Below are 13,771 nucleotides of genomic sequence, written 5' to 3'. Positions count from 1 at the left end.
ATGCCCAATACCCCGCATCTGCTTGCATCCGTCGACCTCGGCTCGAACAGTTTCAGGCTCATTGTCGGGCGCATCGAGGAGACGCCGGCCGGCAGCCAGATCTATCAAGTCGACGCGTTGCGCGAGCCGGTGCGGCTCGCAGCCGGCCTTTCCCCTGACAAGATGCTCGATCGCGCGTCGCAGGAACGGGCGTGGGCGGCGCTCAAACGGTTTGGCGAGCGGCTGCGCGACTTTCATCCCGATCACGTGCGCGCCGTGGCGACGAACACGGTGCGCGTTGCCAAGAATGCCGGCGAGTTCCTGGTCGAAGCGGAGAGGGCGCTGGGCTTCCCGATCGAAGTGATCGCCGGCCGTGAAGAGGCGCGCCTCATTTACGCCGGGGCCGCCCATTCGGTGCCCGCCATCTCCGGTAAGCGCCTGGTCGTCGACATCGGCGGGGGATCGACGGAGTTCATCATCGGCTCGCATTACACGCCGCTGATCATGGAGAGCCTTTACATAGGCTGCGTGAGCCACAGCCGTGCCTTCTTTCCAGCCGGCAATGTCGACGAGTACACGATGCGCCAGGCCGAGCTCGCCGCCAAGCGCGAAATCCAGATCATCTCGCGCGAGTACAAGCAGGCCGGATGGGATCAGGCGATCGGCTCGTCCGGCACGGCGCGCGCGCTGGCCGAGCTCGTCGAGGCCAACGGCTTCAACGATCCGAGCGTGACGCATGGCATTTCGCGCGGCGGGCTCGAGCGGCTCAAGCGTGCGCTCATCAAGGCCGAGAACGTCAACCGGCTCAAGCTCGTGGCGCTCAAGCCCGATCGCGTGCCGGTCCTGGCGGGCGGACTGTCGATCATGCTTGCCGTGTTCGAAGAGCTTGGGATCGACTACGTCGATACGACCGACGGCGCGTTGCGTCTCGGCGTGCTCTACGACCTGTTGGGCCGTACGCAACACGAGGATATGCGGGCCGTGACGGTCGAGGGATTCATGCGCCGGTACGGCGTCGATCGGCCGCAGGCCGAGCGCATCCGCGATCTTGCCATCGACTTTTTCAACCAACTCGGGGAAGAGCCCGACGCCGAGCGCGCGGAAGAAGCGCGGATGTTTCTGCGCTGGGCCGCATCGCTGCACGAAATCGGACTGTCGATTTCGCATAGTGCCTATCACAAGCACTCGGCTTATATCGCGAGCAACGCCGATATGCCGGGCTTCTCGCGCACCGATCAGGCGCGCCTTGCGGCGCTCGTGCTCGGCCACGCCGGCAAGCTCGGCAAACTCTCGCAGGCGCGCGACGTGGAGTGGCCGCTGCTTTTCTGCCTGCGGCTCGCCGCGCTGCTGTGTCGGCGCCGCGCCGATATTGGGCTGCCCGGCATCAGCGTCGCGCACGCGAACGGCGGGTATGAAGTGCATCTGCCGAACGACTGGGTGGCCAACAACCCGCTCACCGACTACAGCCTGATTCAGGAAGCGGCCGAATGGGAGAAAGTCGGCATTCGGTATCGCGTCGTCTATACCGACGACTGAGCGTCGGCTCGTGGTGGCTTGCGCCGCGCGGCGCGCGGCGCGGCCAGGTCGATATTCGCCTTGGCCTTAGCCTTAGTCTCAGCGCGACGTCGGTTCGCCGAGGAAGTGACGGGCATAGCGAACGTTGATGTCGGAGAGGCGGAAGAGCGTCAGGAAGTCCGCGCAATTGAAATCCGGATCCCAGGCCGGCGCGCCGCAGATCTTGGCGCCGAGACGCAGGTAACCCTTCACGAGCGGCGGCGGGGCGACGCGGGCGCCCGTGCGCAGTTCCTCGACAGGCAGCGGCGTATGCGGGAAGGCCCGATACTCCGGATCCGTCAGCGCGCTCTCGCGCAGTGATTCATAGAGGTTCGCCGCGAAGTGGCCGCCGTCGGCCATCGGCACGCTCGCGCAACCGAGCATCGTCTCGTAGCCGTTTTGCATCATGTAGGTACCGAGGCCGCCCCAGAGCGACATGATGACCGAGCCGCTCCGGTAATCGGCATGCACGCACGAGCGGCCCACTTCGACGAGCTTCGAGCGCAGGTGCGCGAGACGAGAGAGGTCGAACTCGCCTTCGGCGTAGAGCTGGCCGATGCGAGCCGCTTGATGCGGAGGCAGGACGCGATAGGTGCCGACGACCGTCAGCGTTTCGAGATCGCGAACGAGCAGATGGTCGCAGTAGGCGTCGAAGCGGTCGACGTCGAGGCCAGCGGGGCCGGTGACGGTTGCGCCCATTTCCTCAGCGAAGACGCGATAGCGCAGCCGCTGCGCTTCGCGAAGCTCCTCTTCCGTCCGGGCCCAGGCCACCTGCAAGCGGTGCTGAGCGGTGATCGTTTCTTCCGTGCGGGGGAGGCGGCGGCGCGAATCGAGGGGAATGGAAGCGAGGGGCAGGGTGGGCGTCGGCAGGTCTCGCATAGAATTTCCTGGTGAAATGTAGGAATTGCTGCGTTTTCGCCAATTTAGTAATCGGCCGTGACGGTTGCATGGCAAAGCCGTGTAAATCCGATGACATGTCGCATTTGCGACACGCCCATTTCACATGACATGTCACAAACTCGACAAGTGGTGATTTTAGGCGAGATCTGGAGAAATGACTGCACGAATCACGACCTGCCCCGCGCCGTTGCGCTCGCGGCCCTCGAGCCACCAGATGCCGCCTTTTTTGATGGACCATTCGGTCTGCTCGCCGGCGACGAGTTGAGCGGCGACGAGGCCGAGCGTCGGTTGGTGACCGACGACGACGACCGTGTCGGCAATGCCCTTTGGCCAGCCCGCGGCGGCGAGGACGTCCTCGGCCGCGGCGCCCGGCGCGATTTCTTTCACGATGCGGTATTGGTCCGTCAGAGCCTCGACGGTCTGCACGGTGCGCGCGGCGGGGCTGGCGAGAATCAGCGCGTCGGACGGCAGGCGGTTGCGCAGCCATTTCGCGGCGCTTTGCGCCTGCTTGCGGCCGCGTGTGGTGAGCTGTCGCGCGAGGTCTGTCGATGCGGTGTCTTCGGCTTCCGCATGGCGCCAGAGGATGAGATTCATAGCAGGAAGTCCATTCTGTGAGGTGTCGAATTCGCAAGCATGATGCCTGTAGCGGGTGGGGACCGAGTCGGGTAGCAGTCGTGTTTCGTCTGCTTCAATGTGCTTGGCCAATGTTACTGCCGGTGTTGCTGGCGACTGCGATGCGCTAAGCTGATGCAAATGGCGCAAACTCTTCGGTCCGCTGGTCGGGGGTGCTGCGCCGATTGACCGCGTGGGCCGACACGGCTACAATCTCGCACTTTTCGGAGCGTAGCGCAGCCTGGTAGCGCATCTGATTTGGGATCAGAGGGTCGAAGGTTCGAATCCTTTCGCTCCGACCAATAGAATCAAGCACTTGGCCCGGCCCTCGAAGCCGGGCCAAGTGCTTTCTGTGGTCCTGGTAACCTGCATGTAACCGGATTCGGTCAACTGTGAAAAGCGCGGCGCCAACTTTGGCACACTCGCGCAAACTCATGATTCGCCCGGCGTCTTGCCCGAAATTATGACTGACCGGGCATCGCGCCAACAGTTGTCGTCGCCATACCGAGCAGCGTCGCCGCAGTAGTCCATCGAGCCGCCCTAGCGTTCAGCTCGGCGCTTTTCTGTCCTGCCTTGATGACCCCGATATTCCAATGGTGCGCGCTCACAACTGGGTCGACAGGTTCTATGCTCCCGGGAATCTTGCCCACAGTGGAATGACGGGCACTTGGGCGGCTCTCAAGCCGACCAAGCCAGAAACAATTGCAAGGCAAACGGTAGCGACGCTCTTCACAGCGGCCCTCATGAAAGGTAGATGACGGGATCTTCGCGCCGATTTTGTCATTAAAACAGACGGTCAGTCTGTGTTCCGGGTTCCAGTTCGCGATCACCAGTTCACGGCTCATCGATAAGCCGCCAGCAGATCACTTTGCCCCCTGGAGGAGCGCATGATGGCTGCCATGCGCTCCTAGTCCTGGAATGGAAACGGCACGCCGTAGCCTTCTGTCTACCAGTATGGGGGCAAGTGGAAAACGCGTGCGGCCGGTCGTAGCGGGCCATGCACTCGTACCGCGGCAAATTCTCAACGTGCGCGCCGACGAGCCGGAGGTGCGCGGCAGATAGCGCTTCTTCGATGTGCAGCAGGTTCACGGCGGCGCCGTGGCGGCCGTGCCGACGGTTTGCCCATCCACCTTGCCGCTGAAGGCATGGTGTTGAAGGTAGTAAAAGCGTACGGCACGCTGAATGTCGGCGAGCGTTTCCGGGACGGCCTGCTGATGCCACTCGAAGACTTGCCGGCTCGAGATTGCCCATTTGAACTGCCGTACGAACTCTTCGAGGTGGTGCTGTACGACTCGGTAGAGGTTCACCAGCTTGCCGTTGATATCGTTGAACACTTCGACGGGTGCCGGCAGCATGCCTTGAAATGTAGCGCCGTGCTTCAAATATGGCAAGCACCGTGCTTTATTGGTTCTCTAGCACTGTGCTACATTACAAATTTGTTATGGCACGCGACGAACCCCAAATCAATCTCCGCATACCAGCTGAGCTCAAGGAGCGACTGGAACAGGCGTCGACTCAAAGTAAGCGCTCGCTCACTGCCGAAGTGGTGGCGCGACTGGAGGAGAGCTTTGCTTCAGAGGGGGCTGGAACAGCAAGAATCGACGACCGGACGCTAGACATGTTTGCCGACAACGTCGCAGGGAAGGTCGTGAAGGCGCTGGATGAGCGGGAGAAACGGCGCTCGAAGCGCTGATGCCACCATGAACATCACCCAATCCTTAAACATCGCAAGTGCCACGATTGGCGTGCTCGGGACCTTCCTGATGTACAAAGGCACGTTCGGTCTCGTAGTCCCAGGCTTCTATTTCATGGATGAGGCTGCTAACAAAGCAACGCAGGAAGCCAACAATCGCCGCGCAGCGCTTCAGCGCATTGGATTGTGCATGCTGACGATCAGTTTTATGCTGCAGGGCACTGCGCAGTTTACGCCTGAATGAGACGTGCAGTTGGCAGAGGCGCGCTACCGCCCGATACGTCTTCGGGCGTGTTAATCGGGGGGTGGCAGTTCGAAGAAAAAAATCCTTTCGCGTCTGTTCTCCTCTGATTCTTCCGCCGGCATTTCCTCCGTTGTCAGCGACTCAATGACGTCATCGCCGAGCAAGGCTATCAAGACTGCTACGACATAGTCGCTGTACAAACCAGCAACCTCGACGACCTCTTGCATCACCACGCTGAACGACTTACCAGGATCTAGTTCATTCGTAATCGCAGTAAGGCGGTTGATCGCTGCCAGCTCTGAAACAAACACAAGGTTATGGCCGTGGTGCTGCGACATGTAGGCGACCATTTCATCGTCGCCTAGTGGCAACGCCTCGAGGTCGTCTATGGAGAGTTGCGCAGAATAGTGAAAGGCATATTCGTTCCGAGGCTTGTGAATCATGGAACCTTTCGCCAGGCGCTGACGCAGATTTTCGACAGCTTGCCTACCGTCTGCGGTGAACGAGTGCGCGATGAGCGGCGTTATCTCGCTCTGTAGCTTCAGCCAACCTTCGTGGACCTTACCAGCGAGCAACTTAACGATAAGCAGGGCGAGGGAAAGGGTTGCCCGCCGTTCCGCTTCATTAGCTTCGTTCGGTATCCTGGCGATCAGAAGGAGGCGGACGAGCCAATTGAGTTCGTTTGTGAAGAGCCCGACGCGCAGGAAGGCGGCCGCGCGGTCCTTGGAAAGCGATCGAAGGACCGCCATAGGTACCTTTACCCTGTAAATCGGTACTGCGGCCATAGCATCACCGTCCCAGCTTCGTAGTCGAGGCTCGCTACTATATCGCGGCGTCGCTTCCATATTGTTTGGCAAATGTGCGGTATCGCAATATGCGAGAGCGGTTTGCCATCCGGGCAGATGCCCGGATGACCATCAGGGAACGACGCGTAGTTGATCGCGTAGGCCGTGCTGCTCTGTGATGCAGCGGGAGCGTTGATCGCGAAAAGTACGAACCCTGTCGACGAAATGCTGCCCGGTACGAGATTCAGCCCATACGTCGACCCGTTGTTCGGCGTGAGCACCACAGATTTCGGCGTGGCCGGAAGTGGAGTCGGGAAGGTCGCATTTACCTGGGTGCCACTTGTCGGGCTCGTATCGGTGCCAAACGTGATCATGCCAGCCGGGGTGTTACCGTTGATCGTCGGAGCGGGCGGCGATGAGCCCGCGGCGCTCCCTGCCGTCACGGTAGGCGCGGGCGCAGCATATTGCGTGATTAATGGCGCCGTGAGATTGGTGATCTTGTAGGAGGCAATCGAGGCCGGACCACCAATTGCGAGCTGCGACCAAGTGCCGCCACTCGAGCTTTCGCGGTAGCCGTCTACCAGGATGTCGAAAGCGTAGTTGATATCAAGGCCATAACTGGTACTTCCGGAACCGCCGCCGCTGATTGTTAGTCCGGAGAAGTATTCTTCGTTAACGTCATTGTCTTGTGTGGTTGAGTTTGTACCGTCATTGAATCTCACGCCGAACCACGTCCCAGTCGAAATTCCCGTGCTGATATTGGTACTGTAAAAGTAGTTACTGTCGCACTGCTGGATGAAGTCGATGCCGCAGGGCCGTATATATGCATTAAGCATGGCGATTGACGCCATGCCGGCTCGCTGTTAGGGTCACTGCCTTTCCGATTCCTAGCCGTTTGCTGGGAGCAACGCAATCGGCTCATTCGTTACCAAAACAGCAAGGCGTTCTCGCCATTTAAATGGAAAGGTCTGTCTTGTCATATACCGATCAAATCCGAAGCGTCGCCGAGCTTGCTGGTAGTTTCGGCAAGCGCCCTATTCGAACTAACTGGGGCCGAGACCGTCAGCGCGACTTCGACTACCTGCTCGCGCTGCTGTATGCCGATATCCGCGAAGCTCTGATGACCGGCCTGACCGGCCGTCTCGTTTATGTGTCGGCGCACCGCGATTTGTCGCCGTCGCGTTTCCTTGGTCTTCCTGTCGGCATCGAAATGTACGCTGTCGACACCGGCCGATACCGGACCGTCAATGGTATCGTCGCCGAAGTCCGTATCGGTGCGTCCGACGGCGAGTTGACATGCTACGAGTTCACGATCGTCGACGCCGTGACATTACTGCGTGGCAAGTTCAACTCGCGCATCTTCAAGCGCCAACGCCTGCCCGACATTTTTCACACGCTGTTTTCCGGGTACAGTCGCACGCCCGCCTTCTCGCGTGCCGTCGATCTCGATCTGTCGATGCTCGCCAAGGACCACTACCCCGAGCGCGCGTTCGTCCGGCAAGCCGACGAGCCGGACGGCAAATTCATCGAACGGCTCGCCCGCCGCGATGGCATCACCTATTTCGCTCGGGCGGGGGACTCAAAGGGCAAGTGCGACCGGGACGGCCCAACGCCGATGCACACCATCGCCGTGTTCGACGACCCGATGCGCTTACCGCGCACGCGAGCCGGGACGCTTCGCTATCGCCGATCGACCGGCACCGATACGACCGAAGGCATCGTCTCGATCACCTGGACGCAAGCAATTACTTCGGGCGAGTCAACCATTCAATCGCCCGATTACAAGACCGCCAGGGTCGACGGTACCACCCATACAAGCGATGTCGATCATGGCGAAGCCGGAAACGGCCTCGCCGCGTTACTCGCCGACTATCGCATCTACGGCCCGCATGCGGGCGATTCCCCTCGCGATCTGAATCGGCTCGCGGAAGCTCGAATGCTGTCGCACGATTATCGGGCTCAACGTGTTGATTTCACGGGCAACGTAGTCGATATCGGGCTCGCCGAATGGTTCGACTTGGAGGGGTATGCTCCGCTTGCACTCAAGCCAGAGAAAGAACGACAGTTCGTCACGATCGAACTGCATCGACGAGTGTGGAACAACTTGCCCAAGTCGCTTGATGAGCGCGCGCAGCAGGTGTTCGCCGCAAGCCGTACACGCTTCGCCGGACCGATCCACGACCCGGCCTTCGCCAGCGATTACGGGGCGTCGACCGGCGAGCGTTACGAGATTGCGCTTTCTTGTGTGCGCCGTGGCGTGCCTCTCACGCCCGCCTACGATCCGCGAATCGACCTTCCGCCGACGCCGCCCATTCTTGGGCGCGTAGTTACATCGCAGGGCATGCCGCTGTCGACCGACGAATACGGCCGCGCATGGGTCCAATTGCTCGGATTGAATCCGAAAGACCACGAGGACGGCGCTGGGACGAGCGGTACGCCTGCGGACAGCGCGCCGCTGCTGGTGCTCAACGCATGGGCGGGCGATCGGTATGGCCTTTCGTTTCCGCTACGCCCTGGAATGCTAGTGGTGCTCGACAGCCTTGGGGGCGACCCCGACCGCCTGTTTATCAAGGGCACGCTTAACGACGTCCGCCACATGCCGACGGCGTTCTCGCGCATGACGCAATTGCCCGGCAACCCGTATATGCTCGGTTTCCGCAGTCGGGAAATCAACGGCGGCCGGGGCAATCAGGTGGTCCTCAGTGACTGGCCCGAGCAAATCAATGCGCAAGTTGCGAGTGACGAGGGCTATTCGCAGCTCAATCTTGGGCATATCGCGCATCCAAGCGATAGCGGTCGCGGCGAGTCACGCGGATACGGCGCGGAACTGCGCACGGATGCCGCGCTTGTTGCCCGCGCCGCGCAAGGCTTGATGCTGACCACCTACGCACGTACGGCCGCGAGCGGCGGCTTGCTCGACCGCGACGAAATGCACGAGCTGCTCGACCAGTTCGACGAACTGTTCGGTGCGATGGGTGACTACGCCCACCAACACGGGCTCCAGGGACTGGACAAGGCCGGACTCGATAGGCTGGCGCAAAAGCTGAAGCAGTGGAGTTCGGAGCCCGGTGCGAACGACGGCGACATGATGGCGTTTGCGGCGCGCGGGGGCGCTGGACACTTCACGCCGAAAACGCACGCTGTGTTCGCCGGCGAGAACGTCGATCATGCGGCGGCCAAACATATCCAGATGACGGCGGGTGCGCGCCTACACGCGTCGGCGCGCGAACAAGTGGAATTCAACGCGGGGGCCGGGTTGAAGGCGACCGCTGCACATGGCCCGATGCAACTCGAAGCGCATGACGATGTGATCCGTCTGGCGGCGCAAAAGGCCGTGGACCTACAGTCGATGACGGACATCATCCGGCTCTCGGCAAACAAGGCGATCGAACTGCAATGCAGCGGGGCCGTTATCCGTATTGCGGACGGCAACATCGAGATTCATGCGCCGGGCGGTATCGCGTACAAGGGCAGTTCTCACAGCTTCGACGGGCCGGCGAGTAGCCCGGCGAAGCTGACGCCGTTCAAGCCGTCGCATCAGGCGCAGTACGTCTTGAGAGACCAGACCGACGGATCGCCGCTGCTGCGGCATCCGTACTCGCTCAAGACGCCCGACGGGCGGACGTTACAAGGCGTCACGAACGAGCGAGGCGAAACCACGCCCGTTTTTACCCAAGACTCTCAAGACGTGCCATTGCAGGCCATTGAAGCAAAACCAACCCAGACTGAGCCGTGGCAATTCGCGGGGCTCGACAGGACCGTGATCACAAAGGATTACATTGATTCTTGAGAGGGCCAATAGATGACAAGCGCGATGGTGCAAGTCGCGACCACCTGCACAACGGTCAATGAGCAAAAAACCTATGCGGAGCTTCCGCCTCGAACGAAGGGCTACTTGCAAGAAAAGATCGAGTACGCGCTGAACGCTCCGGACATCGTCGATATCCGGTTGCCGGACGGGTCGAACACAATCGCGTTGCTCAAGCAGCTCGTAATGACTTTGGCAATTCGCGTTGATGAGCGGCTAGCTAAGTACTACTGGCAATATAAGGCCGAGGTTACGTTCGACATGTGGCCGGATTTCGAATCCGGCGGTACAAAAGCGCCGATTCCGTTTCTCAGCGGAAAGGTCGAGGACGGCCCCGGCCGTCGTCATAGCCTGAATCCGTTCCCGCCGGGTAGGCGCGCTGGCTATCTACGGCGCCCTGATGTCATCATCGTGAAGAGTCCTGCCGACCACTGGCCGGGCCGTAGCCTCGTCGACCATCAAGGCTACCCGCATGTCGACAACTCCCTGCGGCTGGTCGAGGTCAAATTTCCAGGCGATGCTTGGGGAACGGGCCAAGAAAGGGCCTATCAAAAGATTGCCGGGAACCCGGGCGAATACATGCGCCGGATGACGGTGATCGACGTGAGCGACTGCAATGGCAAGCTTGAAAATGCGCGTGCGCGGGCGCTGGCAATGTCGCCGGAAGAACGCGCGAACGAACGTGAGAAGCGCCTGCGTGCGCCAATTCGCAGCGTCGAGCCGATTCCCCAGCCTGCGTGGTACGAGGACTGGGTTTCCCGCGCCGAGAAGGCGAGCCAAGAGGTCAGTGCAGCGGTCGCACCGATCTGGGATATGCTGCACGATGGCATTTGCTACGTGTCCGGCGAAGTGCGCGCATGGCTGCAAAACCACGCACCGTGGGTGATGACGGCCGGCAAATGGGTGGCCGATGCTGCCGGCGAGACCTGGGCTTGGGTCGATGAAGAAGGGCATGAAATCTACCGCTACACGACGGCTCAATTGAAGGCCGGTTGGGAAGCGATCGTGCAGGCTACCGACATCACTTGGGAAGTGCTCAAGCAAGTGGACTGGACGCAGATCGGCACGTCCATCATCAAGGGGCTCGTCGCCGTGGTGGTTGTCGTTGCAGGAGCAGTCGTCGCGTTCGTGCTCGCCGAAGCGCTGGTTGCTATCTTGTTGACGCTGGCCGCGATCATCGCAACAGCGTCGACTGTAGCCGTTACAGCGTTGGCCGCGGCGCTCGGCGTTTCGGCTACGGTGGGACTAGCGAGCGCGACTTAATGAACACTCGATTCATGACAGAGGGAACGCAACACAATGAGCGACGTTGAGCAGAGCCGTCGCGTCGTATTGACGCCGTTTGCGGCGCATGCGCGCTACTTCGAAGATTTGAGCGTGCGCATGCCGGACAACAGCTTTGCCGTGAGGCCGGGCGTGATCGGCACGGTGTATTTCGTCGGTGGTTCGAAGCCCGAAGGGCGCCGCGGCTTGCTGGCTTGCTTCGATCGCTTCGACGAGTTGTTCGGTGAACACCTCATCAGCGGTAAAGACGAGGACTTGGCCAAGTTCAGCAAGAAGACCGCCAAGGGTGTCGAGAAAATCCGCAAGGCGATCAGGGACACTCCCGAATTCATGGAGGTCAGCGTCATGCGTTCGAGTGCGCCCAATCCAACGACGGCGCCGGAATACCACATTGGAACGCTGACGGGCCGGGCCAGCCCCGAAGACTACGTTGCGCCTACAGGATATAAGGTCGCAAAGGGCGAAGAAAAGGAACTGTCCTATCTGAAATTCAGCGTCCCGATGGAACTTGTGACGCGTCAGGAAGGACAAGAGCAATACGAGCAGTTTATACGCTTCGTCTGCGAGCAACTGAACGTGCGCTATGGATACGGTGGTTTATCTGCCGTGACGGCGTACAACTATCACAACTGGCAGGCGCAGGAATGGGCGATTGCCGAACGCTTCAGTGGCATTGAGATCGACTGCTGCGCACACCTGGGAGACAGGGAATACGATCCGCTATCATATGAAGGCGAGGCTCCGAACGGCATGACGGCGCTATACGGCTATCTGCACCCCGGTGCCAAGGTAGCCCGCTGGGGGTTCATCAAGGGTGTGAACTGGTACACGCTGCTCGGAGACCTGTTCGTCGAGCGGCTCGGTGGTGACGCCGCGCTGCGCAAGGCGCTCGATCGCGAGGATATCGGTATCGAGCGTATCAACCACTGCGTGCTTGTTCGTGCCGGTCCATTTCCTCGATTGGGTGCGCCCGAGGAAGGCTTGCCGGAGCCCTACGTGTTCGTCAACAAGGTCTTGCGCGTGCTGCGCAATCCTAAGCCGGACGGCTTGCACTTCTACGATCCGCACTTGCCGAATGCGGACAGCAAGCATGCGCGTTCGTGGCAAGCCCGCTTCGATCTGCCCGATGCGCGGCCGATCCCCGAACCGCCGAAGGTCGTGCCGCCTCGCCCTGGGAAAATGCGTAATAGCGTTCCCGGTGGCAGCCCGTGTCCGGAAGCTGGCTGGTGGTACACGCACGCAATGCAAAATAGCCTACGACACTTCAAGCAAGGCGAGGTTATGCCGGCTATTGAAGGCAGCAAATGGGGGGCGACGTTCTGGATTTGGGACGGGAACAGGAACGACGGCGATTGAGATCGGCCGCGTTGCCACACAGTGCTGCAACTGCCCGGGGCACGGCGCCATTCCGCACAATACTGGAAGTGTGGCCGAGCCCACTAAGGCGACGCTGCACATCTCCTATGCTCGAAAGGTTTCGTTCAGTGCCTAAGGCAAGGAGAACGACCATGCGCATGCTTCTCAACGTACGAATTCCCCACGAGCCATTCAACGCCTTCGTTCGCGACGGCACGATCGGGGAAGTGATGGCGAAGATACTCGAAGAAACGAAGCCGGAAGCCGCCTATTTCACCGAGCAAAGCGGAGAACGCGGAGCCGTTCTGGTCATCAACCTCGACGAGCCGTCTCAGATTCCCGCATTTGCTGAGCCGTGGTTCCTCAAGTTCAACGCTGACTGCGAGTTTCGCGTCGTGATGGTACCGGAAGACCTGCAGAAAGCCGGGCTTGAGACGCTCGGTTCAAAGTGGAGATAGCCACTTGTCGATAAGCTAGAGCACAATGGTCGTCATCGCTTCCGCCTCATGAAATAGAGGCATACGGCGATGACGAGCACAGCTAGGGAATCCACCGCCGCAAGCGCTGGTAACGGGTTGAACCATTTGTCCATGTTCGTCGTGCGGCCGTAATATGGGGGGCCGTCGCCGAACGCTTCGTTGATATTGATGACGTTGAAGGCCATGATTGATCCCGCTAAAGCGAGTAAGGCAACGCCAAAGACGAATTGCGCTGGTCGATTCTTCGCCATGTTATTTGTCCGTCTTGACGATCGCCTCGATCTCCGTCGTGTTCCAACGCCCGCGCCGCATTGCTTCAGCCAGCATGCCGAGGGTCAGCGAGACAAGTGGCGGGTCGCGGAATCTCTTTGAGAACAAGCCGAGAACCGACTTGATGACATCGAGACTGTCAGGACCGAAGTACCGGTTATACGGAAAGCCCTGAGCCTCGATCCCAAATGTCTCTGCCCACTTGTCGATAAACTCCACGGCATCGACGCCGGTCAGGCGCAGGTCTTCCTCGAGCCTGCTGTCCGGCGTCAATTTCAGCTGACCGCCAAACAACGGCCGACCGAGCTCCTTACGGGCGAACGCTTCAAGTTGATTCCAAGTCGAGTCCGTCATATCACAGCACTCGATCGTCTGGCTTCACGAGCCGGTTGTAAAAGAACACAGTGCGTTGCACGATCAGAAAAGCGTCTGTCGCCAGCACTAACGTGCCAGCGACCGGGATAGCCCGTCCCACGAACGCCCCAAGATTGCGTGTCATTGCGATTCTAAGACCTCCGACCCCCGCTTTTGTGATGGTGGGCAGTCGGATGGCGACATTGAACGGCAGGAATTTGCGCGCCGCCATGGAGACGACGGATGTTCCGGCTACGGCACCACCTAGCTTTCCGGGCACGGGCACGTCGTTCTGACCGAGCAAGATCGCCGCAGCGCTCGCCAGATCGTCCAGGCCGAGCTGTTTCCGAGTCTGGTCCAGTCCTACGTAAACGAATAGCTCGGCAGGAGTCAGATTTTGATGTATGCCATAGGCATATCGGTTTTCGCTCATGGATTGTTGTCTCCGACTAT

15 protein-coding genes, 1 tRNA gene and 1 pseudogene are annotated in these 13,771 nt (G+C 60.2%); 8 read left to right on the top strand and 9 right to left on the bottom strand.

The features are described 5' to 3' along the window. Complete coding sequence (ppx, locus tag C9I57_RS11360) at positions 1 to 1,515, top strand: exopolyphosphatase (RefSeq protein WP_107151050.1); 1,515 nt, start codon at positions 1 to 3, stop codon at positions 1,513 to 1,515. A 78-nt stretch (positions 1,516 to 1,593) separates the two neighbouring features. Here ppx and C9I57_RS11355 read toward each other — a convergent pair whose 3' ends face one another. Both C9I57_RS11355 and C9I57_RS11350 read right to left on the bottom strand, forming a co-directional pair. Then, complete coding sequence (locus C9I57_RS11355; RefSeq protein ID WP_018440716.1) at positions 1,594 to 2,412, bottom strand: GNAT family N-acetyltransferase; 819 nt, start codon at positions 2,410 to 2,412, stop codon at positions 1,594 to 1,596. A gap of 156 nt (positions 2,413 to 2,568) precedes the next feature. Continuing rightward, positions 2,569 to 3,027 carry a SixA phosphatase family protein gene (locus C9I57_RS11350; protein ID WP_107150785.1) on the bottom strand — a complete coding sequence of 153 codons (459 nt, stop codon included), beginning with the start codon at positions 3,025 to 3,027 and terminating at the stop codon, positions 2,569 to 2,571. A 243-nt stretch (positions 3,028 to 3,270) separates the two neighbouring features. Here C9I57_RS11350 and C9I57_RS11345 point away from each other — a divergent pair. Beyond that, positions 3,271 to 3,347, top strand: a tRNA-Pro gene (locus C9I57_RS11345). 159 nt (positions 3,348 to 3,506) lie between these two features. Here the strand turns inward: C9I57_RS11345 and C9I57_RS32415 are convergent. Then, positions 3,507 to 3,890, bottom strand: a complete 384-nt coding sequence (locus C9I57_RS32415) for a hypothetical protein (protein ID WP_146166201.1) — start codon at positions 3,888 to 3,890, stop codon at positions 3,507 to 3,509. A gap of 65 nt (positions 3,891 to 3,955) precedes the next feature. Next, positions 3,956 to 4,400, bottom strand: a pseudogene (locus tag C9I57_RS11340) (DNA adenine methylase); the annotation flags it as partial. Positions 4,401 to 4,486: 86 nt separating this feature from the next. Between C9I57_RS11340 and C9I57_RS11335 the strand changes: the two are divergent. Further along, complete coding sequence (locus tag C9I57_RS11335) at positions 4,487 to 4,738, top strand: Arc family DNA-binding protein (RefSeq protein WP_107151049.1); 252 nt, start codon at positions 4,487 to 4,489, stop codon at positions 4,736 to 4,738. Between the two features lie 7 nt (positions 4,739 to 4,745). After that, the gene (locus tag C9I57_RS11330; RefSeq protein ID WP_107150784.1) at positions 4,746 to 4,982 is read left to right on the top strand and encodes a hypothetical protein; all 237 of its coding nucleotides are present in this window, start codon (positions 4,746 to 4,748) and stop codon (positions 4,980 to 4,982) included. A 50-nt stretch (positions 4,983 to 5,032) separates the two neighbouring features. Here the strand turns inward: C9I57_RS11330 and C9I57_RS11325 are convergent, their stop codons facing one another. Both C9I57_RS11325 and C9I57_RS11320 read right to left on the bottom strand, forming a co-directional pair. Continuing rightward, positions 5,033 to 5,767 carry a hypothetical protein gene (locus C9I57_RS11325; protein ID WP_146166200.1) on the bottom strand — a complete coding sequence of 245 codons (735 nt, stop codon included), beginning with the start codon at positions 5,765 to 5,767 and terminating at the stop codon, positions 5,033 to 5,035. Further along, entirely contained in the window at positions 5,740 to 6,618 is an 879-nt protein-coding gene (locus C9I57_RS11320) for a hypothetical protein (protein WP_107150782.1), read from the bottom strand. Before C9I57_RS11320 ends, C9I57_RS11325 begins: the two co-directional genes overlap by 28 nt. Before the next feature lie 122 nt (positions 6,619 to 6,740). Between C9I57_RS11320 and C9I57_RS11315 the strand changes: the two genes are divergently transcribed. The 4 genes from C9I57_RS11315 to C9I57_RS11300 all read left to right on the top strand — a co-directional run bounded on the left by C9I57_RS11315 (position 6,741) and on the right by C9I57_RS11300 (position 12,673). Continuing rightward, positions 6,741 to 9,557 carry a type VI secretion system Vgr family protein gene (locus C9I57_RS11315; RefSeq protein WP_181321799.1) on the top strand — a complete coding sequence of 939 codons (2,817 nt, stop codon included), beginning with the start codon at positions 6,741 to 6,743 and terminating at the stop codon, positions 9,555 to 9,557. A gap of 12 nt (positions 9,558 to 9,569) precedes the next feature. Beyond that, a complete protein-coding gene (locus tag C9I57_RS11310) occupies positions 9,570 to 10,838 on the top strand; it encodes a VRR-NUC domain-containing protein (RefSeq protein WP_258187597.1) in 1,269 nt (422 codons plus the stop codon). A 36-nt stretch (positions 10,839 to 10,874) separates the two neighbouring features. Continuing rightward, positions 10,875 to 12,215 (top strand): type VI immunity family protein, encoded by a 1,341-nt coding sequence (locus tag C9I57_RS11305; RefSeq protein WP_107150781.1) that lies wholly within the window; start codon positions 10,875 to 10,877, stop codon positions 12,213 to 12,215. Positions 12,216 to 12,367: 152 nt separating this feature from the next. After that, positions 12,368 to 12,673: a panthothenate synthetase gene (locus C9I57_RS11300; RefSeq protein ID WP_107150780.1), complete on the top strand. Its 306-nt coding sequence runs from the start codon at positions 12,368 to 12,370 to the stop codon at positions 12,671 to 12,673. 32 nt (positions 12,674 to 12,705) lie between these two features. Here the strand turns inward: C9I57_RS11300 and C9I57_RS11295 are convergent, their stop codons facing one another. Genes C9I57_RS11295 through C9I57_RS11285 form a run of 3 tightly spaced genes read right to left on the bottom strand, consistent with a single transcriptional unit; the run spans position 12,706 to position 13,751 of the window. Further along, the gene (locus tag C9I57_RS11295) at positions 12,706 to 12,945 is read right to left on the bottom strand and encodes a hypothetical protein (protein WP_107150779.1); all 240 of its coding nucleotides are present in this window, start codon (positions 12,943 to 12,945) and stop codon (positions 12,706 to 12,708) included. 1 nt (position 12,946) lies between these two features. Then, the gene (locus C9I57_RS11290; RefSeq protein WP_107150778.1) at positions 12,947 to 13,318 is read right to left on the bottom strand and encodes a DUF1493 family protein; all 372 of its coding nucleotides are present in this window, start codon (positions 13,316 to 13,318) and stop codon (positions 12,947 to 12,949) included. 1 nt (position 13,319) lies between these two features. Further along, complete coding sequence (locus C9I57_RS11285) at positions 13,320 to 13,751, bottom strand: STM2901 family protein (protein ID WP_107150777.1); 432 nt, start codon at positions 13,749 to 13,751, stop codon at positions 13,320 to 13,322. Positions 13,752 to 13,771 lie beyond the last annotated feature (20 nt).

The sequence above is a fragment of the Trinickia symbiotica genome, from assembly GCF_003028655.1.
Lineage (GTDB): Bacteria > Pseudomonadota > Gammaproteobacteria > Burkholderiales > Burkholderiaceae > Trinickia > Trinickia symbiotica_A.
This window is presented reverse-complemented; position numbering and strand designations above follow the sequence as displayed.